The following is a 22,600-nucleotide window of genomic DNA, read 5'->3' as shown; positions in this document are numbered from 1 at the left end:
TTTGGGCTTTAATTCTACGAAGGCATTGAACGACATCTTACGACCTATCGGTCACAGGACATACCCATAGCCCGTTGCGGATGCCATTTGACTTTATAGAGCATAAGCTCTAGAAAACACCCACACTAATTATATCCGGTGCCCGACAATGCCTGCCGACGTTGCTTACCTGCACGAGTCCCAACAGCACCTGGACAAACTGCAATCGCTCTTCGAGGCCCAGCGCCAGGCCTACGCTATCCATCCGATGCCACCGGCCGAACAGCGCCGACAATGGCTAAAGGCACTGCGCGAAGTATTGAGCAACGAACGACAAGCCTTGATCGACGCCATCAGCCAGGATTTCAGCCACCGCAGCGCAGACGAAACACTGCTCGCCGAGCTGATGCCGAGCCTGCACGGCATCCATTATGCCAGTCGGCACCTCAAGGGCTGGATGAAACCCTCCCGGCGCAAGGTGGGCATGGCCTTCCAGCCGGCGTCGGCCAAAGTGGTCTATCAGCCGTTGGGTGTGGTTGGGGTCATCGTGCCTTGGAACTACCCGCTTTTCCTGGCCATCGGGCCATTGGTAGGGGCGTTGTCGGCCGGCAACCGGGTGATGCTCAAGCTCAGCGAGTCGACCCCGGCTACCGGGTTGCTGCTCAAGCAATTGCTGGCCCGGGTCTTTCCCCAGGACCTGGTCTGCGTGGTGCTCGGCGAGGCTGAGGTCGGCATGGCGTTTTCCAGGTTACCGTTCGATCACCTGTTGTTCACCGGCGCCACCAGCATCGGCAAGCACGTGATGCGTGCCGCCGCCGAAAACCTGACCCCGGTCACCCTCGAGCTGGGTGGAAAATCACCGGCCATCGTGTCCGTCGACGTGCCCCTCAAGGACGCCGCCGAACGCATTGCCTTCGGCAAAACCATGAATGCCGGGCAAACCTGTGTCGCCCCAGACTACGTGCTGGTGCCGCAGAACCGCGTGGGCAAATTCGTTGAAGCGTATCGCGAGGCGGTTCGCGGGTTTTATCCGACCCTGGCTGACAATCCGGACTACACCGCCATCATCAACGAACGACAACTGGCGCGGCTCAACGGCTACATCAGTGATGCCACCAGCAAGGGTGCGCTCTTGATCGAGCTGTTCGATCAAAGCCAGGGGCGGCGCATGGCCCACAGCCTGTTGCTCAACGTCAATGATGAGATGACCGTCATGCAGGACGAAATCTTCGGCCCGCTGCTGCCCATCGTGCCTTACGAGAATCTGGACCAGGCACTTGCCTACATCAATCAGCGACCTCGTCCGCTCGCGCTCTACTACTTTGGCTACAACAAAGCCGAACAGAATCGCGTACTCCACGAAACCCATTCCGGCGGTGTCTGCCTGAACGACACGCTGTTGCACGTTGCCCAGGACGACTTGCCGTTCGGCGGTATTGGGGCCTCGGGGATGGGGCATTACCACGGGCATGAGGGCTTCCTGACCTTCAGCAAGGCCAAGGGTGTGCTGACCAAACAGCGATTCAACGCCGCGAAACTGATTTATCCGCCCTACGGCAAGCCTCTTCAGAAGTTGATCCAGAAGCTGTTTGTCCGTTAACGAGCGTCTTCCCGGGTAATAACAATAATGAACCCAAGCCTCACCGACCCACCTGCCTTGTCACGGCGTGGCCTGCTGAAGTTCAGCCTCGGCGCCAGCGCCTTCCTGGCCACCGTAGGGCTAGGGGCGAGCCTGAGCGGTTGCTCGCCAAGCCAACCGGCCAGCGGCCTGGTGGCCTTGCGTGACGGCGATCTGCCGTTTTTACGCGCCGTCATTCCGGTAATGCTGGAGGGCGCCGTGGCGGTCGAAAAGATCCCCGCTGCCGCTGACGCCACCCTGCGAAGCCTGGACACCGGGCTGGCTCATCTGTCCCCGTCCATGCTCAAGCTCACGCGCCAACTGTTCGACGTGCTCACGCTGGGCGTTACCCGCGGGCCGCTGACCGGGGTCTGGGGGCCGTGGGAAAACGCCAGCGCCGATGACATCCGCCAGTTTCTCAATCGGTGGGAAAACAGCTCGCTGGATCTGCTGCGTCAAGGCCACAGCTCGTTGCTGCAACTGGTGATGATGGCGTGGTACAGCCGGGCCGAGGCCTGGGCGCATTGCGGGTACCCGGGGCCGCCGACGGTTTGAAACCGAGTTGGCCCATTCGCGGGCAAGCCTTGCTCCCACAGGTACCAGGCTAGCCCTGTGGGAGCAAAGCTTGCTCGCGATGGCTGACTCATGTTCATCCCCTCATGCAGATCACAACAAGAGAGTCCAAAACATGCCCCTCCCCGATCCCTTCCTCGAAGGTCTGGCCCGTGGCTGGACCACCTACAACGGCGCGCATCTGACCCAGGACCTGACCCTTGAAGCAGATGTGGCAATCATCGGCAGCGGCGCCGGCGGGGGCACCACGGCAGAAATTCTCAGCGCTGCCGGTTACAACGTATTGCTGATCGAGGAAGGCCCGCTCAAGACCAGCAACGACTTCAAGCTCCTCGAGGACCAGGCCTACACCAGCCTGTATCAGGAAGGTCTCGGGCGCATGAGCAAGGACGGCGCCATCACCATTCTCCAGGGCCGGGCGGTAGGCGGCACAACGCTGATCAACTGGACCTCCAGCTTCCGCACACCCGCGCAAACCCTTGACCACTGGGCCACCGAGCACAACGTCAAGGGCCACAGCCCCACCGAGATGGCGCCCTGGTTCGAACAGATGGAAAAACGCCTGGGGGTGGCACCGTGGTTGATTGCGCCCAATGCCAACAACGACGTGATCCGCAAAGGTTGCGAACAATTGGGCTACAACTGGCACGTCATCCCGCGCAATGTGCGCGGCTGCTGGAACCTGGGCTATTGCGGCATGGGCTGCCCGACCAACGCCAAGCAGTCGATGCTGGTCACCACCATCCCGGCCACGCTGGATAAGGGTGGCGTGCTGCTCTACCTGGCCCGGGCCGAACGCTTGACGATCAACAACGATGCGATCGTCGACCTGCAATGCCTGGCCATGGACGAGCGTTGCGTAACGCCGACCGGACGGCGCGTCACGGTCAAGGCGCGGCACTACGTGTTGGCGGGCGGCGGCATCAACAGCCCGGCCTTGCTGCTGCGCTCCGATGCGCCGGACCCTCACGAACGGCTGGGCAAGCGCACCTTCCTGCATCTGGTAAACATGTCGGCCGGACAGTTCGACGAGGTCATCAACCCGTTCTACGGCGCGCCGCAATCGATTTATTCGGATCATTTTCAATGGCAGGACGGCGTCACCGGCAAAATGTCCTACAAGCTCGAAGTCCCGCCCTTGCACCCAGCCCTGGCCGCCACGCTGCTGGGCGGGTTCGGCACCGAGAACGCCCTGCACATGGCACAATTGCCCCATACCCATGCCATGTTGGCGCTGCTGCGCGACGGTTTTCATCCGGACAGCCCCGGCGGCAACGTCGAGTTACGCAGCGACGGCACGCCCGTGCTCGACTATGCAGTTTCGCCCTATGCCTGGGACGGTTTGCGCCGGGCGTTTCACAGCATGGCCGAGATTCAGTTCGCCGGCGGCGCCAGGGCGGTCATGCCGATGCACAGCGATGCCCGCTACGTGAATACCCTGGCCGAAGCCCGTACGCTGATCGACGGGCTGGACCTTGCCTTGTACCGCACGCGCCTGGGCAGCGCCCACGTGATGGGTGGCTGCGCCATGGGCGAAGATCCGAAAACCGCCGTCACCGACAGCCTCGGCCGCCATCATCAACTGAGTAACCTTTCGATCCATGACGGCTCGCTGTTCCCCACCAGCATCGGCGCCAATCCGCAGTTATCGGTGTACGGGCTGACGGCACAATTGGCGACTTCCCTGGCCGAGCGTCTGAAAAACTCATGAATATCCAGATTATTCGCACCGTCTATAGTGCTTTCTTATCCCACTGCCGACTTGGCCGACCGAGAAGGCTGCGATACCATCCGAGTCCCCAACGGACACCCGCCAGGACGACGCGATGAACCGAGTGTTGTACCCAGGTACCTTCGACCCTATTACCAAGGGTCATGGCGATCTGGTCGAACGCGCCTCGCGCCTGTTCGACCATGTGATCATTGCCGTCGCCGCCAGCCCGAAGAAAAACCCGCTGTTCCCGCTGGAGCAACGTGTGGAACTGGCCCGCGAGGTCACCAAGCATCTGCCCAACGTGGAGGTGGTCGGTTTCTCGACACTGCTGGCGCATTTTGCCAAGGAGAAGAACGCCAATGTGTTCCTGCGCGGCCTGCGTGCGGTCTCGGACTTCGAGTACGAGTTCCAGCTGGCCAACATGAATCGCCAGTTGGCACCGGACGTCGAAAGCCTTTTTCTGACGCCGTCGGAGCGCTATTCCTTCATCTCTTCGACCCTGGTGCGGGAAATCGCGGCCCTGGGCGGCGACATCACCAAATTCGTCCATCCGGCCGTGGCCGATGCACTGACCCTGCGCTTCAAGAAATAACCCGCTGGCTGCGACCCGCTTCGCAGCACAGCGCAGTCCATCGCAGCCGCGTGCACTGCGCGCACCAATGCGGCACAATTGCGCACATACGTTTTCAGATGCCCGGGCCAAGCGCCCCGGCAGGAGCCTGCATGTCCCTGATCATCACCGACGATTGCATCAATTGCGACGTCTGCGAACCCGAGTGCCCGAACGCAGCCATTTCCCAAGGCGAAGAGATCTACGTCATCGACCCGAACCTGTGCACCCAGTGCGTCGGCCATTACGACGAACCCCAGTGCCAGCAGGTCTGCCCGGTGGATTGCATCCCCCTGGACGAAGCCCATCCGGAAACTGAAGAACAGTTGATGACGAAATATCGCAAGATTACTGGCAAGGTTTGAGCCAGATAATTTTGTAGCGCTTTTGCGGGCCCTATCGCGAGCAGGCTCGCTCCCAAACGGGATTTTGCTTAAGACACAAATTTTGTGAACACAGCAGATCCCTGTGGGAGCGAGCCTGCTCGCGATGAGGCCATCAGCCACAGCCCAAAACCAACTGCCTCACTCCTCCTGCTCAAACCCCTCCCCAGTACACCCCAGGCACCGCACAAACGTGGCTTTCGCCGGGTCCACCACCAGCGCCTTTCCCGCATCGCCAACACCGCCACCCAACGCGGTAAAGGGTAACGACACCACAAACACCCCAGCCCCGATCACAGTGGCGACGAGCAGCAGCGGGCGGGCGATCAGCAGGTCGCCCATCATGGCGTAGGCGGGCGGATTCTGGATGGTGTAGCGTGGGTCGCCGCTGCCGTTGTTCGCCAAGGCAGGCAAGCCGACACTCAGCAGCAGCGCTAGAAAGACAGGTTGCAGCAGTTTCATGGGGACGATCCTTCGGCTAGGCAGTATGACTACTGACTATAGACCGTAGGACAGATCAGCTCTGGCAGCGTGGACACCAGACACTGGCGCGCTGGCCCAGGCGGACTTCCCGCAGCCCCGTGCCACAGACCTTACACAGTTCCCCGCCCCGGCCGTACACGAACAGTTCCTGCTGGAAGTAACCAGGCTGACCATCACCCCCGATGAAATCCCGCAGCGTGGTACCGCCGCGCTCGATGGCGTGGGCAAGGATGCGTTTGATCTCGATCGCCAGCTTCAGGTAACGCGCCCGGGAAATGCCTCCGGCTTCCCGACGCGGGTCGATGCCGGCGGCAAACAACGCTTCGGTCGCATAGATATTGCCCACACCCACCACCACCGCGTTGTCCATGATGAACGGCTTGACCGCCATCGAACGCCCGCGCGAGAGCTGGAACAACCGCTCACCGTCGAACAGATCGGTCAGCGGCTCCGGTCCGAGGCGAATCAGTAGTTCGTGGTTGAGCGGGTCGAGGCTCCAAAGCATCGCTCCGAAACGTCGAGGATCGGTGTAGCGCAAGGCCAAGCCAGATTCCAGCTCGATGTCCACATGCTCGTGCTTGGCGGCCGGCATCCCGACTTCCACCAGCCGCAGGTTGCCGGACATGCCCAAATGGCTGATCAAGGTGCCGACTTCGGCATTGATCAACAGGTACTTGGCCCGTCGCTCTACCAGCACGATGCGCTGCCCCGACAGTCGCACGTCGAGATCTTCCGGGATCGGCCAGCGCAGACGGCGATCGCGCACCACCACGCGACTGACACGCTGCCCTTCAAGGTGTGGAGCAATTCCGCGGCGGGTGGTTTCGACTTCCGGCAATTCTGGCATGAGGCTCTCGAGTCAGGCGAGCCCGGCACTCAACGAGTGGCGAGGTCGCGAATTTCCTGTTTCTGGGTCTGGAAGTCGTATTCCGACAAACCGATGTAATCAAGCACCAGGTTCCCGACACTATCCCATTCGTGATCTTCGGCCTGATTGCCCAGCACCCGATGGGACGCACAAATGTTCTCGGACATCTTCAGGATCGCCAGCAGGTTTTTCAGCGGGCTGTTGTTGCGTGAAGAGTCGTCGCTGAAAACTGCCAGGGCGTTGTGGTGATTGGCGATGGCCTGGCTGACGTGGTCCGGCAGGCGCCAGGATTTGGAAGTGTAGTAACCGACCACCGCATGGTTGGTGTTGAACACGCGGTTCTCGGTGTCCACCACCCGGCATTCGGTACTGGCACTGGCATAGGCCTCCTCCAGCACGCCCATGTAGTTGGGGAACTGTTTAAGCATCAACGGCACGCCGCAATCATGGAACAGCCCCAGTGCATAAGCTTCGTCGCCATTCTCCAGGCCGACGCGCTTGGCCAGGGTCAGGCAGGTCATCGCCACATCCTGAGCCGTATCCCAGAAGCGGTTCAACGTGACGATGGCGTCATCGTGCAACTCACCCTTGATCGACTGCGCGTTGATCAGGTTGATGATCGAACGGCTGCCCAGCAGGTTCACCGCACGCTGGATCGAGGTGATCTTGTTGCGCAGGCCGTAATACGGCGAGTTGACGATTTTGAGCAAGGCACCCGAGAGGCCCGGGTCCTGGGAGATCAGCTTGGCAATGGTCTCCAGGTCCGGGTCGGGCATGTACTGCTCCATCTGCAAATCCACCATGATCTGCGGCTGGGGTGGCACGCTGATGCCTTGCAGGGACTGTTGGATCTGTTCGGCGGAAAGCTCTTTGGACATGAGTACACACTCCGGGTCAGGCGCGGATTCTAACCTTTAAAGATGGATCCGATACACCGCTGGGCCACCTATCGTCCTTCAAGCCCGCCCATCACTGCAACACGGTATACTCCCGCTCTTTTTTCCGGAGCGACGTCATGTCCCTGCCTAGCCTGCGCCTCAAAGCCAACGCCGACCGTCGCCTGCGCGCCGGCCACCTGTGGGTCTACAGTAACGAAATCGATGTGGCTGCCACCCCGCTGCACGGTTTCAAGGCCGGCGACCAGGCCATCCTCGAAGCCGCCGGTGGCAAGCCGCTGGGCATCGTCGCAATGAGCCCCAATAACCTGATCTGCGCGCGCCTGCTGTCGCGTGACGTGAAGCTGGTGCTGGACAAATCCCTGCTGGTGCATCGCCTCAACGTGGCGCTGTCGTTGCGTGAGCGACTGTTCGACAAGCCGTTCTATCGCCTGGTCTACGGTGATTCCGACCTGTTGCCGGGCCTGGTGGTCGACCGTTTCGGCGACATTCTTGTGGTGCAGATCGCTTCCGCCACCATGGAAGCTCATAAAGAAGACGTGATTGCTGCGCTGACCCAAGTGCTCAAGCCTAGCGGCATTCTGTTCAAGAATGACTCTGCCGCGCGCGACGCCGAAGGCCTGAACCGCTACGTCGAGACCGTGTTCGGCCTCGTACCGGAATGGGTCGCCCTGGAAGAGAACGGCGTGAAATTCGAAGCACCGGTCATGGAAGGCCAGAAAACCGGCTGGTTCTACGACCACCGCATGAACCGCGCCCGACTGGCACCGTACGCCAAGGGCAAGCGCGTCCTGGACCTGTTCAGCTACATCGGCGGCTGGGGCGTGCAAGCGGCGGCGTTCGGTGCCAGCGAAGTATTCTGCGTCGACGCTTCAGCCTTCGCCCTCGACGGTGTCGAACGCAACGCCGCGTTGAACGGCTTCGCCGAGAAGCTGACCTGCATTGAAGGCGACGTGTTCGAAGCCCTGAAAGAACTCAAGGCCAGCGAAGAGCGTTTCGACGTGATCGTTGCCGACCCACCGGCCTTTATCAAGCGCAAGAAAGACCTGAAAAACGGTGAAGGCGCCTATCGCCGTCTCAACGAACAAGCCATGCGCCTGCTCAGCAAGGACGGCATCCTGGTCAGCGCTTCGTGCTCGATGCACCTGCCCGAGGACGACCTGCAAAACATCCTGCTGACCAGCGCCCGTCACCTGGACCGCAACATTCAGCTGCTCGAACGCGGCGGTCAGGGGCCGGACCATCCGGTGCACCCGGCCATTGCCGAAACCCGCTACATCAAGAGCATTACCTGCCGGCTGTTACCCAACAGCTGAGTCCTTGGCGGGACCGGAGCCGCGGCTCTGTGTCCCGCACACTGATATATAACCGACATCGCCTTCGCAGCCCCGGCTGCGATTTTTTTTGCGTGTCTGAAAAGTTACCAAGTGCTGAAGCCAATACTGAGACCTCCCCATTTTGTATGAACTCTCCCACATTATTACTGGAGCCTTCCTACTCAATATCCGCTTGCCAAGTATTCATTACAAACTATGATTGAGTTGTCACATCGCAAGTGACAACCATTAGAAAACACAACACTTATTCAAACAAAGGAGCTGTATCATGAAAGCAATCAATCTGGAAGCTAATAAAATCGCAAACCTGGCAGGCCTGATTGTTCCAAAAAGCCGCTAAGTAAGTAAAAGATGGCGCTGAGGAATGCCGGCACCTCAGCCCCATCTAGACTCTTCGCCCAGCGGAACCCTTTTTCATGCATATAAACCCGTGCCTTTTCATACTTGCGCGCCCGCCGCACCAAGTCGTATGGAACTATGAACGCCATACTCAATTCGAACTCGGACTTAATTATTCAACACGACTGGCGCAACTTATAAACGACCCGTCACAATTTGACACTTGCAACCCCATCGATGTCGACTTACTGAACGCCGACATATTGATGATCGCTTCAAAAGAACCCATTACTTGGAAATGGGACGAACTGTCGAAAATATTTCACATCGGCACAAAAAACATTCCTTGCGCACGTGTTCCCCAAGATGTGGATGAATGGGCAACCCTGTATCTACAACATTGCGATGAAGTACTTTCGTCACCGACGCCTCTTGCCAGGATAAAGCCGTGCCCGATCGCGCGGATCGCCCTTTCCCGCCCGTTGCTCGACCTACAGGACGTTTCGCTGGCGCAGACGCTTGTCAGTCGAAGCACTTCTCGCTCCTTCAGCGAACACGCCATTTCAATCGAGCAGGTCGGCACCCTCTTGTACCTGACCCTGGGTTACCTGGACGAACGTTCGTGCGCTCATATGGCCAATCATCCCGAAGCCCTGGGCGGGCGACGCAGCAGCCCCTCGGGCGGTGGTCTGAATGCCTGCGAAGGCTATCTTTACGTGCGCAACGTCACGGGGCTGGAAGCGGGCATCTACGCCTATCACCCGGATGAACATGCCTTGAGCCTCATCCGGCCGCTACCGGATGAACCCCTGGGCCAACTGTTATGCGGCCAGCACTTCATTAATCCGTTGCCATTCGGGCTGTTCATCACCTCGCGCTTCGACAAACTCTGGTGGAAGTACGAACACTCCCGCGCCTACCGGATGGCTTTTGTCGAAACGGGACATGTTTCCCAGGCCTTCCTGATGGTTTCGACCGCCCTGGGCCTCAATACCTGGCTGACCGGTGCGCTGGCCGACCGTCAAGTGGAAGAACTTCTTGGCCTTGAAGGGGCACCCGAGCAACCGTTGTTTTTTGTCGGCTGTGGCCATGGTGACGGACAAGCACATTGCAAAGAGCTGATGGCGCTGGTCAATCACCCGGCCGCTGCACCATGACCGGCTCAACCTTTACCCAAACGCCTCGTTACACCTTGGGCGACTGGGATCACAAGGCTGTAGTGCGCGTCCGGAAAAACGACTATCGCCTGCCCGACGACCTGGAGCAGCAACTGTCGAGTCGGGACTGGTTTCCCCCGGCCTTCATTCCCTATATCGAACATCCGCTGATCGACAAGGCGGGGCGCTCCACTGCCCAGCGCCTGGCGGCCAATCACCTGGTGTATTTCCTCGACTACACCACGTTGCTCGAACACCGGATCGTCAATCGCTCCGTGGAAACCATCGTCCATGGCGAACTTGCCATGCCGATCCCCCAACAGATGAAAACCGCTGCCCTGCAGCTCTATACCGACGAGGGCTATCACGCACTTTTTTCCAATGAAGTGGCCGAACAGATCGCCGCCCTATATGACATCCGCGACCGCCAGCCCCCCAGGCGCATCGGCCGGCTGCTGGACGTGATCGACGCCTCAAGCCCATCGAATCGCCCCCTGGCGTGGTTTCTGCTGGGGTTCGTCTCCGAAACGATCATCGCCAAAGAGCTGCTGGCCATTACCCAAGACACCCTGGTTTCCACGGTGTACCGGATGCTCAGGAACCATCTCGAGGACGAGGCACGCCACAGCCGCTACTTCAGCGAGGTGTTCCAATATCTGTGGTCCGTCCTGGGCTCAACGCAACGTGACCTGGCCGCAAGGATGCTGCTGGAGATCATCGGCCTTTACTTCGAGCCAGACATGCCCTGGCTGATGCGCAGCCTCGACAGCGTCGGCTTCGACGAACACGCCTCCCTCCAGATCGCGGCCGACCTCCTGCAACCGGGCGCCCATGTCCGACGGGTGCGCTCAGGTGCGGTATCGACCTTCGCGGCCATGAAGAAGACGAGTTTCTTCGACAACCACCACAACCGGCAGCTTTTCTCCCAAGCGGGGTTTATCGATGGCTGACACCCAAGACCTTCCGGATACCCGTAAACCAGCCGCTGTCGGCTTATTGCTGACGCTGACCTTGCTCGGCGTGTTCCCGATCGATGTCGTGCTGCCCTCGTTTCCGGCACTGTCCGAGCACTTTGGACGCTCATCGTCCGATATCGCGCTGTCTGTCAGCCTGTTCGCGGTGGGTATCGCCCTTTCGCAGCTGCTGATCGGCCCACTCTCCGATGCCATCGGGCGAAAAAATCTGCTGCTGATCGGCATCACCGTGTCAGCCATCGGAGCAACCGGTTGCGTGCTCGCCAACGATTATTGGTCCTTTCTGTTTTTTCGTGTCATCCAGGCCTTGGGATGCGGTTGTTTCGTGTTGTCTCAGGCGTTGATCCAAGACCTGTTTACGGGCCTGGAACAGCAGCGTCTGCGTATCTTCCTGGTCACCTGCGGCGGTATTTTCATTTCCGTTTCGCCCTTGGCCGGCACCGGCCTGCAAAGCTGGACGGGCTGGCGTGGCAGCTTCCTGGTGTTCATCGCCCTGGCAGTCGGTGTGTTTGTGAGCGCGTGTCTTTTACTCAAACCTTCTCCGGCGGGCAGCCAACGCAGGCGTCTGGATTTCATCGCGTCCTATCGAAAGGTCTGCAGTGACTTCAGCTTCATGGCCTATTGGTTGACGTCGGCGCTCGCTTTTTCCTGCCATTTCTCTTTTATCGTCATTTCGCCACTGGTTTTCATCGACCAGTTGCAGCTCTCGCCCGAGGCTTTTTCGCTGGCATTGCTGGGCTACGGACTGGCCTATATCGGTGGGGGAGCGGTCGCGACCGTGCTGAGCAACCGAATCGACTCACAGACGCAAATCATCACCGGCCTGTGCCTGATCCTGGCGGCGGGTGTATTGATGCTGGGGCTATCCAGCCACCTTGGCTTGTCGGTCACCACCCTGTTGCTGCCCATGATCGTGTGCACCGCAGGCACTACCATTGCCCGTGCGGCGGCCCACACCCGGGCAATGAATATATTTCCCGAACAAGCCGGTACGTCGGCCTCGGCTGGCAGCGTATTGATCTTCATCGTCGGCGGCTTGACCAGCGCCGCAATCAGCCTCACCTCGCTGGACCTGCAAATGATGCTGGCCCTCTGCCTAATATTGCTCAGCCTGCTGGGGCTGGTGCTCAATGCCCTGGTCCGGCAACGCTACAGGAGGCTGTTGGCAGGCTGAACGTTGCCAGTCGTCATCCCGAGCGCGACATTGGTATCCGATCAGCGCTTTGCGTCATTTCATCCTGACGCCAGCGGTGTAGAATCGCGACATTCATCGCCATTCATCCCCCGGCGGGTTTATGAGCTCATGCTGAGGCGCGCAGTGATCCTGCAAAGTCATCGGCCACTTCCGGACACACGGCCAATCCCGGGTGCTCCAGACGTCAACAGAAGCTCACTTCCCCATTGATACCTGATAAGTACCTGATTAGCCGCCCGGAGTGCTCCATGCCTGATTACCGCTCGAAAACATCCACCCATGGCCGCAACATGGCCGGCGCCCGTGCATTGTGGCGCGCCACGGGGATGAAGGATGACGACTTCAAGAAGCCGATCATCGCCATTGCCAACTCCTTCACCCAGTTCGTACCAGGCCACGTTCACCTCAAGGACCTGGGCCAACTGGTTGCCCGGGAAATCGAACGCGTCGGCGGCGTTGCAAAAGAATTCAACACCATCGCCGTGGACGACGGCATCGCCATGGGCCACGACGGCATGCTCTATTCGCTGCCCAGCCGCGAGATCATCGCCGACTCCGTCGAATACATGGTCAACGCCCACTGCGCCGACGCCATCGTGTGCATTTCCAACTGCGACAAGATCACCCCCGGCATGCTCATGGCCGCCCTGCGCCTGAACATCCCGGTGATCTTCGTTTCCGGCGGCCCGATGGAAGCTGGCAAGACCAAGCTCGCCAGCCATGGCCTGGACCTGGTGGACGCCATGGTAATTGCCGCCGACGCCAGCGCCTCTGACGAGAAGGTTGCCGAGTACGAGCGCAGTGCCTGCCCGACCTGCGGTTCGTGCTCCGGCATGTTCACCGCCAACTCGATGAACTGCCTGACCGAAGCCCTAGGCCTGGCCCTGCCGGGCAACGGTTCCACCCTCGCCACCCACAGCGATCGCGAACAGCTGTTCCTGCAGGCCGGCCGGACCATCGTCGAGCTGTGCAAGCGCTACTACGGTGAAAACGACGAATCGGTGTTGCCGCGCAACGTCGCCAACTTCAAGGCGTTCGAAAACGCCATGACCCTGGACATCGCCATGGGCGGTTCCACCAACACCATCCTGCATTTGCTGGCCGCAGCCCAGGAAGCCGAGATCGATTTCGACCTGCGCGACATCGACCGCCTGTCCCGCCACGTGCCGCAACTGTGCAAGGTCGCGCCGAATATCCAGAAGTACCACATGGAAGATGTGCACCGCGCCGGCGGGATCTTCAGCATCCTCGGTTCCCTGGCCCGTGGCGGCTTGTTGCACACCGACCTGCCGACCGTGCACAGCAAGACCATGGCCGAGGCCATCGCCAAGTGGGACATCACCCAGACCACCGACGAAGCCGTGCATCATTTCTTCAAGGCCGGCCCGGCAGGCATTCCGACGCAAACCGCGTTCAGCCAGTCGACTCGCTGGGAAACCCTGGACGACGACCGTGAAAACGGCTGCATCCGCAGCGTCGAGCACGCGTACTCCCAAGAAGGCGGCCTGGCCGTGCTGTACGGCAACATCGCCCTGGACGGCTGCGTGGTGAAAACCGCAGGCGTCGACGAATCGATCCATGTGTTCGAAGGCAACGCCAAGATTTTCGAAAGCCAGGACAGCGCCGTGCGCGGGATCCTCGCCGACGAAGTGAAGGCCGGCGATATCGTGATCATTCGCTACGAAGGCCCGAAAGGCGGCCCGGGCATGCAGGAAATGCTCTACCCCACGTCCTACCTGAAGTCCAAAGGCCTGGGCAAAGCCTGTGCACTGCTGACCGACGGCCGTTTCTCTGGCGGCACCTCGGGCCTGTCCATTGGCCACGCCTCGCCGGAAGCCGCCGCTGGCGGCGCCATCGGTCTGGTGCAAGACGGCGATAAGGTGCTGATCGACATTCCGAACCGCTCGATCAACCTGTTGGTCAGTGATGAAGAACTGGCCGCGCGCCGCGCCGAGCAGGACAAAAAGGGCTGGAAACCGGTGGAAGTGCGTCCGCGCAAAGTCACCACCGCACTCAAGGCCTACGCCCTGCTCGCCACCAGCGCCGACAAGGGTGCGGTGCGTAACAAGGCGATGCTCGACGGCTTGTAAGCGTCCATAGCCGCAATAAAAATGCCCCTGTAGGAGCTGCCGCAGGCTGCGATCTTTTTCGTACCGCTTGAATTTCAAGCGAAAGATCAAAAGATCGCAGGCTTCGTCAGCTCCTACTGGATATCTTCTGGCTTGACGATTACCCAGTTCTTGTCCGCCGTCACCGGCAGCCCTTCCTTGGCCTGGGCGGCGGCGTGCTTGGCCATCATGCCGTTAAGCTGGGTCATGTATTTGTCCTTGCGGTTGACCCACAGGTGGATGCCGCCCTTGGCCACGTCCACGTCGTGGAACAGCATGTAGCCATCGCTGCTCGGCGTGTCGCCAGCCACCAGCACCGGTTTTTTCCATTCATCAATGTATGTCAGGATCGCCGCATGCTTGCCGGCCATCCAGGTAGCCGGGGTCCACAGATAAGGCGTGTATTCCAGGCCCAGGTTGGCTTTCTCGTCATATTTGCCGGCGGTGATCTGCTTGCGTGCAGTGGTCAATTCGCCCGTTTTGCGATCTTTGAGCAGCGTGGTCACGCCGATGACGTTTTGCGGCTTGAGGTTGTAGCCGTACTTCGGATCAGAGGCGACCATGCGCACCAGCTCTTCGGAAGCTGCGGTCATGACATAGACCTCGATGCCGTTTTCCATCAGTTTGTTGTACAGCTCGGCCTGGCCGGTGAAGACTTTAGGTGGGTTGACGTTGTAATCGACCACCTTGTCGCCGTCGTAATAGGTGGTGGGTACCGGCTTGCCGGAAGCCATCAGCTCGTCGACATAGCCCTTGAGTTCCTTGAGGGTGAAGCCGGAAAACACTTGGGCGACCCAGGGATAGCAAACCATGTCGTCCACTTCACACAGGCGATAGTAATAGCTGAACAGACTTTCCTTGTGGTCGGCCGTGTCCTTGAACGGCATCAGCTTCAAGGACGGGTCCAGGGTTTCACGGGTGATGAGGCCCTTGTTTTCCATGAACGGCAGCAACGACTCTTCAAGATCGTAGCGGTAACTGGTGTTGTCCATGTCGAACACCGCGAAGTTACCTTTGTTGGCGTTGGCCGCGATCATCGCGTCCAGCGCCTTGGCCTGCTCCGCCGGCCAGTGTTTGAGTTCCGTGGCAAGAGCCTGACCGGCGAGGCTCAGGCCCAAGGCGACAGCGAGAAGGTGAGGTACAAGCTTCATCGGCATTTCTCCCAAGTTCAAAGAACTCGACGCTAACAAATGCTTGTGACAATCCTCGCCTATGGGCGACCGCTTGCGTCTTGATCACGCCAGCGGCATTCCCGAGAGCGTCAGCGCCTTATTCCAAAAGCGACAGTTAACATGCTTTTTTAGTATTAATTCATTAGATATCAAGCTGTTAGGCTCCCCGGCTCGCAGTCGCAGCTTCAGGCGACTGGCACAAGCCTTATCGGAGCTCTTTTGATGAATCTGCCGCTGATCCTCAATCTGCTGGTGTTCCTCGCCCTGCTGTTCGGCCTGACGAAAACTCGTCACGGCACCTGGAGCCTGGCCAAGAAAGTACTGCTGGCACTGGTGCTGGGCGTGGTGTTCGGCACCGCCCTGCACACGATTTATGGCGCCGGCAACCCGGTGCTCAAGGCCTCGATCGGCTGGTTCGACCTGGTGGGCAACGGCTACGTGCAGTTGCTGCAAATGATCGTGATCCCACTGGTCTTCGCCTCGATTCTCAGCGCCGTGGCCCGCCTGCATGACGCCTCGTCCCTGGGCAAGATCAGCTTCCTGACCATCGGCACACTGCTGTTCACCACCGCTATCGCCGCCCTGATCGGCATCGGCCTGACCAACCTGTTCGGCCTCACCGCCGAGGGCCTGGTGGCCGGCACCCAGGAACTGGCGCGCCTGCAGGTGATCCAGAGCGACTACGCCAGCAAGGTCGCCGACCTGAATATCCCGCAATTGCTGCTTTCGTTTATTCCGCAGAACCCGTTTGCCGACCTGGCCCGGGCCAAGCCGACCTCGATCATCAGCGTGGTGATTTTCGCGGCGTTCCTGGGTGTCGCGGCGCTGCAACTGCTCAAGGATGATGCGCAGAAAGGCCAGAAAGTGATCAACACCATCGACACCCTGCAAAGCTGGGTGACACGCCTGGTGCGCCTGGTGATGAAACTGACCCCGTACGGCGTGTTGGCGCTGATGACCAAGGTGGTGGCCGGTTCCAACCTGCAAGACATCATCAAGCTCGGCAGTTTTGTCGTGGTGTCGTACCTGGGGCTGGGCCTGATGTTCGTGGTCCACGGCCTGCTGGTATCCGCCGCCGGGATCAACCCGCTACGTTTCTTCCGCAAGATCTGGCCGGTGCTGACTTTCGCCTTCACCAGCCGCTCCAGCGCCGCGACCATCCCGCTGAGCATCGAAGCCCAGACCAGCCGGCTCGGTATTCCGCGGGCCATTGCCAGCTTCAGCGCATCGTTCGGCGCCACCATCGGCCAGAACGGTTGCGCCGGCCTCTATCCGGCCATGCTGGCGGTGATGGTCGCGCCAACGGTAGGCATCAACCCGCTGGACCCGGTGTGGATCGCGACGCTGGTAGCGATTGTGACCTTGAGTTCGGCCGGCGTGGCCGGTGTCGGTGGCGGCGCGACGTTTGCCGCGTTGATCGTGCTGCCGGCCATGGGCTTGCCGGTTTCGCTGGTGGCGCTGCTGATTTCCGTCGAGCCACTGATCGACATGGGCCGCACGGCGCTGAACGTCAGCGGCTCGATCACCGCCGGCGCCATCACCAGCCAGGTGATGCAGCAGACCGACAAGGCGTTGCTGGATGCCGAGGAACATGGGGAATTGGCGCACGCTTGATTGCCTGATACCTGTGGGAGCAAAGCTTGCTCGCGAAGAACGGTGATACGGTTCGACTGAAGCACCGCGTCGTCTGAATCGCGAGCAAGCTTTGCTCCCACGTGGATTAACGCTTTTCCCACACCTCAAAGCTGTAAGCCGGTTTGTCCCCTTCGGCCGGATTCGGCTGGTTCGACACCAACGTCCATTGTTTGGAATCAAACGCCGGAAACCACGCATCCCCTTCCGGGCTCAGCGCCACGCGGGTCAGGTACAACCGGTCCGCCTGTTCCAGGGCCTGGGCGTACAGTTGGGCACCGCCGATCAACATCAGTTCATCGACCCCCTGCTCCAGCGCCCACGCCTCGGCCCGCGCCACCGCTGCCTCCAGCGTGGAGAAAACTTCCGCGCCGTCCAGCACCAGGTCCGGCTGGCGACTGACCACAATGTTCAGGCGCCCCGGCAGCGGCCGACCGAGGGAATCCCAGGTCTTGCGGCCCATGATGATCGGCTTGCCCAGGGTGGTGGCCTTGAAGTATTTGAAATCCCCCGGCAAGTGCCAGGGCATGCTGTTGTCGACGCCGATCACACGGTTTTCACCGAGGGCTGCGATCAGGCTTAAAGGGAGTGTTTTTTTCATGGCTGCGAGGATACCAGAGGCTCGAGCGGTTATGCTCAACCCTCATTTGAGCGACGGAAGCGCCCGTGACTGAACTGCAAAACCTCTGGTTGACCGAGACCGTACGCCTGCGTGAAGAGCACGCCGGCCCGCTCGAGGACCTGGAAGCCAATCGCCTGGCCCGCGCGGCTGGAGGCGATTTATCCACCCGCATCCGCCATCGCGCCCGTTGGCTGGCCGAGCGCGATGGTCTCACCGAAGCCCTGCGCCACTGGCTGCAAGGGGCCCGCCTGGCGCTGATGGTACTGGCGGTGCTCGCCCTCATCAGCGGCGCCGGCCTGGGGCTTGCCGCCCTCGGCGACGGTCAAACGCCCGTCAACGTGTTCTGGGCCTTGGGCAGTCTTTTGGGGCTGAACCTGATCCTGCTCATCGGCTGGGCCCTGGGCTTGATATTCGCCGGTGAACTCCTTTGCGGTGACCAAGGCGCCACACTGGGGCGCTTGTGGCTGTGGCTCAGCGAGAAACTCGCACGCGATGCCAAGGCCGCCCAACTGGCGCCAGCGCTTGTGCTGTTGCTGCAACGGCACAAGCTCAATCGCTGGGCCGTCGGCGTGCTGGTCAACGGTTTATGGCTGCTGGCGATGCTCAGCGCGCTGGTCATCGTGCTGATGCTGATGGCAACCCGGCGCTATGGCTTTGTGTGGGAAACCACCATTCTCGGCGGCGAGACCTTCGTCGCCATGACCCAGGCCCTTGGCGCGCTGCCCGCCCTGCTGGGGTTCAGTGTGCCGACCGTGGAGATGATCCGCGCCAGCGGCGACGGCGCCCTGAACATCGAAATCGCCCGTCAGGCCTGGGCCGCCTGGTTAGTGGGCGTGGTGCTGGTCTATGGCGTGCTGCCGCGACTGTGCCTGGCGCTGTTATGCCTGTGGCGCTGGCAGCGCGGCCGCGCCACGCTGCGCCTGGACTTGAACCTGCCGGGCTACGCCCAACTGCGCGAACGACTGATGCCCAGCAGCGAACGCCTGGGCGTCAACGACGCCGCGCCCGCGCAGTTGCATCAAATCGACAGTGCTGTCGGTGCGATGGAAAGCGACGGCGCGCTGCTGGTGGCGATAGAGCTGGACGAACGCCCCTGGCCGCCGAAACTGCCGGACACCGTGAAAAATGCCGGCATCCTCGACAGCCGGGAGTCTCGCCACAAACTCCTCGAACAACTGTCGCGCTTTCCTCCAGCGCGACTGGCGATTGCCTGCGACCCACGGCGCTCACCGGACCGCGGCAGCCTGGCGTTGATCGCCGAGCTGGCCCGCAGCGCCAGCGCCACTCGCGTCTGGCTATTGCAGGCACCGCCCGGTGAAGCACTGGATGCCGAGCGCCTGGGCGACTGGCACACCGCGCTGCAACGGTTGCAATTGCCCTTCGCCGACTGCGCGCCATTGAACTGGCTGGAGACCGGCCATGACTAAACCCATGAAGCCGCTGAAACTGGCGGTCGTCGGCCACACCAATGTGGGCAAGACTTCCCTGTTGCGCACCCTGACCCGGGACGTCGGCTTCGGCGAGGTGTCCCACCGTCCGAGCACGACCCGGCACGTTGAAGGTGCGCGCTTGTCGGTGGACGGCGAAGCATTGCTGGAGCTCTACGACACGCCGGGCCTGGAAGACGCCATCGCCCTGCTCGATTACCTCGAACGCCTGGAGCGCCCCGGTGAACGCCTGGACGGGCCGGCGCGCCTGGCCCGTTTCCTCGAGGGCAGCGAGGCGCGGCAACGCTTCGAACAGGAAGCCAAGGTACTGCGGCAACTGCTCGCCAGCGATGCCGGACTTTACGTGATTGATGCCCGAGAGCCGGTGCTGGCCAAATACCGCGATGAACTGGAGGTCCTCGCCAGTTGCGGCAAACCGCTGCTGCCGGTGTTGAATTTCGTCAGCAGCACCCAGCACCGCGAACCCGACTGGCGCGAAGCCCTGGCGCGGTTGGGGCTGCACGCCCTGGTACGCTTTGACAGCGTCGCTCCGCCCGAGGACGGCGAACGACGCCTGTATGAAAGCCTCGCGCTGTTGCTGGAAAGTTCCCGTGGGCAACTGGAACGACTGATCACCGATCAACAGGCTCAACGCCTGGCCCGCCAGCAGAGCGCGACGCGATTGATCGCCGAGTTGCTGATCGATTGCGCCGCCTGCCGACGCAGCGTGGCCAGCGATACCGAGCTGGAGCGCCAGGCCATCAGCGAGCTGCGCAACGCGGTGCGCCAGCGCGAACAATGCTGCGTCGAGGCCCTGCTCAAGCTTTACGCCTTCCGCTCCCAAGACGCTGCCGCCAGTGATCTGCCGCTACTCGACGGACGCTGGGGCGATGACCTGTTCAACCCCGAAACCCTCAAGCAATTGGGCGTGCGCGTCGGAGGCGGGATCGCGGCGGGCGCGGCAGCCGGTGCTGGTGTGGATTTGCTGGTGGGCGGCCTGACCCTCGGCGCCGCCGCCCTGGCCGGAGCCATTGCCGGCGGCGCCCTGCAAACCGCCCGCAGCTATGGCAACCGGCTGATGGGCAAACTCAAGGGCCAGCGCGAGCTGACGGTGGACGACAGCGTGCTGCGCCTGTTGGCCCTGCGCCAACGACAATTGCTGCAAGCCCTCAACCAGCGCGGCCATGCGGCGATGGACAGCATCCGCATCGCCACGCCCCAGGACAAGACCTGGCGCGAAAGCAAACTGCCCGAAGCCCTGAACAAGGCACGGGCGTATCCGCAGTGGTCATCGCTCAATCCCCAGGCGCGGTTGAGCCAGGCGGATCGGCAAGAACAGATCGAGCGGTTGGCCGAGCAGCTCTGAATGTGGCAAGGCACACAAAACTCTGTGGCAGGGGATTTGTGGGAGCCCCTCGCCACAAGAGCAGTCTGTCCGGTAGAAATCAGTCGTCGATCAACGCCCTGAGCGCCGCCGCCGCTTCAGGTAATTCCAGCTCACTGAACACTTGTACGCCATGGCGCTTGAGCAAGGCAGCCGTCACGCCTTCGCCAAAAACTTTCACACCACTGAACGTCCCGTCGTAGGTCAGCAGATTGCCGCACGACGGGCTGTTGGCCTTGAGCACGGCGATCCGAATAGCGTGTTCACGCACCCGCTCCAACGCTTGAGACGCGCCAGACAGGAACTGCGCACTGACGTCTTCACCCTCGGTGGTGATCACCGTCGCCTGGCCATCGAGCACTTGCCCACCCTGCCCGCCGGGAATTTCCGCCGCCGCCCGGGGCGTGGGCAAGCCGCCGGCGACTTCCGGACACAACGGCACGACCCGACCTTCGTCGACCCATTGCTCAAGCTGATCGAACGGCCCGCTGGCACCGCCGTCGTAGCGTACGCGGTGCCCGAGCAGACAGCGGCTGACCAGGATTTTTTCCATGCTCAGAACAACTCGTTGCCGCGGCGCCGGAACCAGCCGGTCAAGGACAGGCGATCGCGCGTGGCAGGCAGGACTTCATGGGGTATTTCCCCCGACAGGAACACCACCAGGCAGCCGCCGGTGGGCACCACGTCATGCTCCACGCCGTCGTCCAGGTACATGCGCAACTGGCCGCCATGTTCCGGCAACCAGCCGTCGTTGAGGTAAAGCACCGCCGACACCATGCGCCGGTCGTCATCGCGAAAACGGTCGACGTGCTTGAGGTAAAACGCCCCGGGCGGGTACAGGGCGAAGTGGCTTTCGAAATCTTCCAGGCCCAGGAAAAGCCCGCGGTTCATCGCCTCGCGCAGGCTGTCCATCAACCCCAGGTAACGGTCGCAGGCTTGCGCCTGACCTGGCTCGATCCACTGGATGCGATCACCGCGAATCCCTTCACGAATTTCCGAAAACGGCCCGCGCCCGACGGCCGCTGGAGCCAGTTCACCCTCGACCGCGCGCTGGCGACATTCGGCGGCCAGCGCGCGGGTCAGCGCATCTGGCAGGAAAATGTTCTGCTGCGACCAGCCGCGCTCGGCCAGGTCGTCGACGATACGTAACAGCAACGGGTGATCAGAAGGTATTTGCATGGCGCGCATAGTATTCCTGTGCCTGCAAAACCGACAGCGCCGCGCAGCGGGTTTGCGACGCCAGAGAGCGCCGTCGAACGAACTTGATACGAATTCTCGACAAGACCCCACACCCCACGGAGAATAGTCGGCTGCTGACAGGAGTCCCTATGCGCCGTTTGCTTTTCTCACTGTTGATGTTCTGTGTATTGCCCGCCTGGGCAGACAGCTACGACCAGTTGTACAAGGTCGCCGGCTGGCCGGAACAGCGGGCGCATTTCAATGACGCCTTGAGCGCCGCGCAGCAGCGTTACCAGAACAGCCTGCCGCCGGCAGTGTTCCAGGCGCTGGTAAACAACAGCAATCAACGTTTCGCCCCCCAGGCCATGGACCAGCGGGCCGAGGCGCAAATGCGCAAGAACCTACGCGACCCGAACCCGGCCCTGACCTTTTTCCAGTCGCCCCTGGGCCGCAAAGTCGTAGCGGCCGAGCTGCTGGCAACCCGTCGCGATCAACTGGCGAAAAACGCCAAGGGCTTGCCGAAGATGCAAGCCAGCGACAACCGCCTGTTGATCATCGGCCACCTGGCCCAGGCCCTGCCCGCCCGCGAGGCCGGTGCCGAAGTCAGCCTGGCGATTGCCGGTGTGGCGGCCGACAGCCTGAGCTCGATGATTCCCGGCTTGCTCGGTGGCGGCCAGGCCCAGGGCATGCTGAACGGCCAGCGCCAGCGGCTGATGGAGCAGATCGGCACTGACCTGAACAACACGCTGCTGTACGTCTACCGCGACCTGACGGATACCGAGCTGGAAGAATTTTCCACCTTCGCCGAATCGACCGAGGGCCAGGCTTATTATCAAGCGGCTCTGGCGGCGATTCGGGCGGGGTTGGCGGTGGGGCAGAACCTTGGGCAGTAGATCTTCAGCGCCTGTTGCACCGCCATCGCGAGCCTGCTCGCGATAGCAATGACAAAG

The 22,600-nt window shown here is 61.2% G+C and carries 21 protein-coding genes; 14 read left to right on the top strand and 7 right to left on the bottom strand.

The features are described from left to right. The first annotated feature begins 148 nt into the window (after positions 1-148). The 5 genes from ACA047_RS01720 (at position 149) to ACA047_RS01700 (ending at position 4,859) form a co-directional block, all read left to right on the top strand. The gene (locus tag ACA047_RS01720) at positions 149-1,579 is read left to right on the top strand and encodes a coniferyl aldehyde dehydrogenase (RefSeq protein WP_497356128.1); all 1,431 of its coding nucleotides are present in this window, start codon (positions 149-151) and stop codon (positions 1,577-1,579) included. 27 nt (positions 1,580-1,606) lie between these two features. After that, positions 1,607-2,152, top strand: a complete 546-nt coding sequence (locus ACA047_RS01715; RefSeq protein ID WP_497356126.1) for a twin-arginine translocation pathway signal protein — start codon at positions 1,607-1,609, stop codon at positions 2,150-2,152. Positions 2,153-2,285: 133 nt separating this feature from the next. Beyond that, positions 2,286-3,881 (top strand): GMC family oxidoreductase, encoded by a 1,596-nt coding sequence (locus ACA047_RS01710; RefSeq protein WP_497356124.1) that lies wholly within the window; start codon positions 2,286-2,288, stop codon positions 3,879-3,881. Between the two features lie 115 nt (positions 3,882-3,996). Then, positions 3,997-4,476 (top strand): pantetheine-phosphate adenylyltransferase, encoded by a 480-nt coding sequence (gene coaD, locus ACA047_RS01705; RefSeq protein ID WP_007897855.1) that lies wholly within the window; start codon positions 3,997-3,999, stop codon positions 4,474-4,476. Positions 4,477-4,607: 131 nt separating this feature from the next. Beyond that, entirely contained in the window at positions 4,608-4,859 is a 252-nt protein-coding gene (locus ACA047_RS01700) for a YfhL family 4Fe-4S dicluster ferredoxin (protein ID WP_497356121.1), read from the top strand. A 159-nt stretch (positions 4,860-5,018) separates the two neighbouring features. Here the strand turns inward: ACA047_RS01700 and ACA047_RS01695 are convergent, their stop codons facing one another. From ACA047_RS01695 to ACA047_RS01685, 3 genes are read right to left on the bottom strand one after another with little or no spacing between them, the layout of a single operon-like run. Continuing rightward, positions 5,019-5,339, bottom strand: a complete 321-nt coding sequence (locus ACA047_RS01695) for a multidrug transporter (protein ID WP_497356119.1) — start codon at positions 5,337-5,339, stop codon at positions 5,019-5,021. A 55-nt stretch (positions 5,340-5,394) separates the two neighbouring features. Next, a complete protein-coding gene (gene mutM, locus ACA047_RS01690) occupies positions 5,395-6,207 on the bottom strand; it encodes a bifunctional DNA-formamidopyrimidine glycosylase/DNA-(apurinic or apyrimidinic site) lyase (protein ID WP_497356117.1) in 813 nt (270 codons plus the stop codon). A gap of 29 nt (positions 6,208-6,236) precedes the next feature. Further along, positions 6,237-7,052, bottom strand: a complete 816-nt coding sequence (locus tag ACA047_RS01685) for an HDOD domain-containing protein (protein ID WP_497360200.1) — start codon at positions 7,050-7,052, stop codon at positions 6,237-6,239. A gap of 191 nt (positions 7,053-7,243) precedes the next feature. On the opposite strand from ACA047_RS01685, the gene ACA047_RS01680 reads away from it, so the two are divergent. From ACA047_RS01680 to ilvD, 5 genes are all read left to right on the top strand, one after another. Continuing rightward, on the top strand, positions 7,244-8,440 hold the full coding sequence (locus ACA047_RS01680) for a class I SAM-dependent rRNA methyltransferase (protein WP_497356115.1): 1,197 nt from the start codon (positions 7,244-7,246) through the stop codon (positions 8,438-8,440). A 437-nt stretch (positions 8,441-8,877) separates the two neighbouring features. Continuing rightward, on the top strand, positions 8,878-9,957 hold the full coding sequence (locus ACA047_RS01675; protein ID WP_497356113.1) for a SagB family peptide dehydrogenase: 1,080 nt from the start codon (positions 8,878-8,880) through the stop codon (positions 9,955-9,957). Further along, positions 9,954-10,907 (top strand): diiron oxygenase, encoded by a 954-nt coding sequence (locus ACA047_RS01670; protein WP_497356111.1) that lies wholly within the window; start codon positions 9,954-9,956, stop codon positions 10,905-10,907. The genes ACA047_RS01675 and ACA047_RS01670 overlap by 4 nt, the downstream gene beginning before the upstream one ends. Next, entirely contained in the window at positions 10,900-12,105 is a 1,206-nt protein-coding gene (locus tag ACA047_RS01665) for an MFS transporter (RefSeq protein WP_497356109.1), read from the top strand. The genes ACA047_RS01670 and ACA047_RS01665 overlap by 8 nt, the downstream gene beginning before the upstream one ends. A gap of 269 nt (positions 12,106-12,374) precedes the next feature. After that, entirely contained in the window at positions 12,375-14,216 is a 1,842-nt protein-coding gene (gene ilvD / locus ACA047_RS01660) for a dihydroxy-acid dehydratase (protein ID WP_497356107.1), read from the top strand. A 113-nt stretch (positions 14,217-14,329) separates the two neighbouring features. Here ilvD and ACA047_RS01655 read toward each other — a convergent pair whose 3' ends face one another. Further along, positions 14,330-15,385 (bottom strand): HAD family hydrolase, encoded by a 1,056-nt coding sequence (locus tag ACA047_RS01655; RefSeq protein ID WP_497356105.1) that lies wholly within the window; start codon positions 15,383-15,385, stop codon positions 14,330-14,332. Between the two features lie 243 nt (positions 15,386-15,628). Between ACA047_RS01655 and ACA047_RS01650 the strand changes: the two genes are divergently transcribed. Next, positions 15,629-17,020 (top strand): L-cystine transporter, encoded by a 1,392-nt coding sequence (locus ACA047_RS01650; RefSeq protein WP_497356103.1) that lies wholly within the window; start codon positions 15,629-15,631, stop codon positions 17,018-17,020. Between the two features lie 106 nt (positions 17,021-17,126). Here ACA047_RS01650 and ACA047_RS01645 read toward each other — a convergent pair whose 3' ends face one another. Next, on the bottom strand, positions 17,127-17,639 hold the full coding sequence (locus ACA047_RS01645) for a dihydrofolate reductase (protein ID WP_497356101.1): 513 nt from the start codon (positions 17,637-17,639) through the stop codon (positions 17,127-17,129). A gap of 65 nt (positions 17,640-17,704) precedes the next feature. Between ACA047_RS01645 and ACA047_RS01640 the strand changes: the two genes are divergently transcribed. Together ACA047_RS01640 and ACA047_RS01635 are read left to right on the top strand one after the other, a co-directional pair. Beyond that, positions 17,705-19,087, top strand: coding sequence for a DUF2868 domain-containing protein (locus ACA047_RS01640; protein WP_497356099.1), 1,383 nt, complete (start codon positions 17,705-17,707; stop codon positions 19,085-19,087). After that, positions 19,080-20,453: a GTPase/DUF3482 domain-containing protein gene (locus ACA047_RS01635; protein ID WP_497356097.1), complete on the top strand. Its 1,374-nt coding sequence runs from the start codon at positions 19,080-19,082 to the stop codon at positions 20,451-20,453. Before ACA047_RS01640 ends, ACA047_RS01635 begins: the two co-directional genes overlap by 8 nt. Positions 20,454-20,532: 79 nt before the next feature. Here ACA047_RS01635 and ACA047_RS01630 read toward each other — a convergent pair whose 3' ends face one another. Further along, positions 20,533-21,024 carry a 2-thiouracil desulfurase family protein gene (locus ACA047_RS01630; RefSeq protein WP_497356095.1) on the bottom strand — a complete coding sequence of 164 codons (492 nt, stop codon included), beginning with the start codon at positions 21,022-21,024 and terminating at the stop codon, positions 20,533-20,535. Between the two features lie 2 nt (positions 21,025-21,026). Further along, entirely contained in the window at positions 21,027-21,659 is a 633-nt protein-coding gene (locus tag ACA047_RS01625; protein ID WP_497356093.1) for a 2OG-Fe(II) oxygenase, read from the bottom strand. Positions 21,660-21,799: 140 nt separating this feature from the next. On the opposite strand from ACA047_RS01625, the gene ACA047_RS01620 reads away from it, so the two are divergent. Then, the gene (locus ACA047_RS01620) at positions 21,800-22,543 is read left to right on the top strand and encodes a hypothetical protein (RefSeq protein ID WP_497356091.1); all 744 of its coding nucleotides are present in this window, start codon (positions 21,800-21,802) and stop codon (positions 22,541-22,543) included. The last annotated feature ends 57 nt before the right edge of the window (positions 22,544-22,600 follow it).

The organism is Pseudomonas sp. LBUM1664 (assembly GCF_059695895.1).
This window is presented reverse-complemented; position numbering and strand designations above follow the sequence as displayed.

Bases quoted from the DNA above. Each gene is read 5' to 3' on its own strand.
- ACA047_RS01710 (WP_497356124.1), top strand. From the start codon at position 2,286: ATGCCCCTCCCCGATCCCTTCCTCGAAGGTCTGGCCCGTGGCTGGACC.
- ACA047_RS01700 (WP_497356121.1), top strand. From the start codon at position 4,608: ATGTCCCTGATCATCACCGACGATTGCATCAATTGCGACGTCTGCGAA.
- ACA047_RS01695 (WP_497356119.1), bottom strand. From the start codon at position 5,339: ATGAAACTGCTGCAACCTGTCTTTCTAGCGCTGCTGCTGAGTGTCGGC.
- ilvD (WP_497356107.1), top strand. From the start codon at position 12,375: ATGCCTGATTACCGCTCGAAAACATCCACCCATGGCCGCAACATGGCC.
- ACA047_RS01715 (WP_497356126.1), top strand. From the start codon at position 1,607: ATGAACCCAAGCCTCACCGACCCACCTGCCTTGTCACGGCGTGGCCTG.
- ACA047_RS01665 (WP_497356109.1), top strand. From the start codon at position 10,900: ATGGCTGACACCCAAGACCTTCCGGATACCCGTAAACCAGCCGCTGTC.
- ACA047_RS01635 (WP_497356097.1), top strand. From the start codon at position 19,080: ATGACTAAACCCATGAAGCCGCTGAAACTGGCGGTCGTCGGCCACACC.
- ACA047_RS01675 (WP_497356113.1), top strand. From the start codon at position 8,878: ATGCATATAAACCCGTGCCTTTTCATACTTGCGCGCCCGCCGCACCAA.
- ACA047_RS01670 (WP_497356111.1), top strand. From the start codon at position 9,954: ATGACCGGCTCAACCTTTACCCAAACGCCTCGTTACACCTTGGGCGAC.
- ACA047_RS01655 (WP_497356105.1), bottom strand. From the start codon at position 15,385: ATGAAGCTTGTACCTCACCTTCTCGCTGTCGCCTTGGGCCTGAGCCTC.
- ACA047_RS01625 (WP_497356093.1), bottom strand. From the start codon at position 21,659: ATGCGCGCCATGCAAATACCTTCTGATCACCCGTTGCTGTTACGTATC.
- coaD (WP_007897855.1), top strand. From the start codon at position 3,997: ATGAACCGAGTGTTGTACCCAGGTACCTTCGACCCTATTACCAAGGGT.
- ACA047_RS01680 (WP_497356115.1), top strand. From the start codon at position 7,244: ATGTCCCTGCCTAGCCTGCGCCTCAAAGCCAACGCCGACCGTCGCCTG.
- ACA047_RS01620 (WP_497356091.1), top strand. From the start codon at position 21,800: ATGCGCCGTTTGCTTTTCTCACTGTTGATGTTCTGTGTATTGCCCGCC.
- ACA047_RS01650 (WP_497356103.1), top strand. From the start codon at position 15,629: ATGAATCTGCCGCTGATCCTCAATCTGCTGGTGTTCCTCGCCCTGCTG.
- mutM (WP_497356117.1), bottom strand. From the start codon at position 6,207: ATGCCAGAATTGCCGGAAGTCGAAACCACCCGCCGCGGAATTGCTCCA.
- ACA047_RS01720 (WP_497356128.1), top strand. From the start codon at position 149: ATGCCTGCCGACGTTGCTTACCTGCACGAGTCCCAACAGCACCTGGAC.
- ACA047_RS01630 (WP_497356095.1), bottom strand. From the start codon at position 21,024: ATGGAAAAAATCCTGGTCAGCCGCTGTCTGCTCGGGCACCGCGTACGC.
- ACA047_RS01645 (WP_497356101.1), bottom strand. From the start codon at position 17,639: ATGAAAAAAACACTCCCTTTAAGCCTGATCGCAGCCCTCGGTGAAAAC.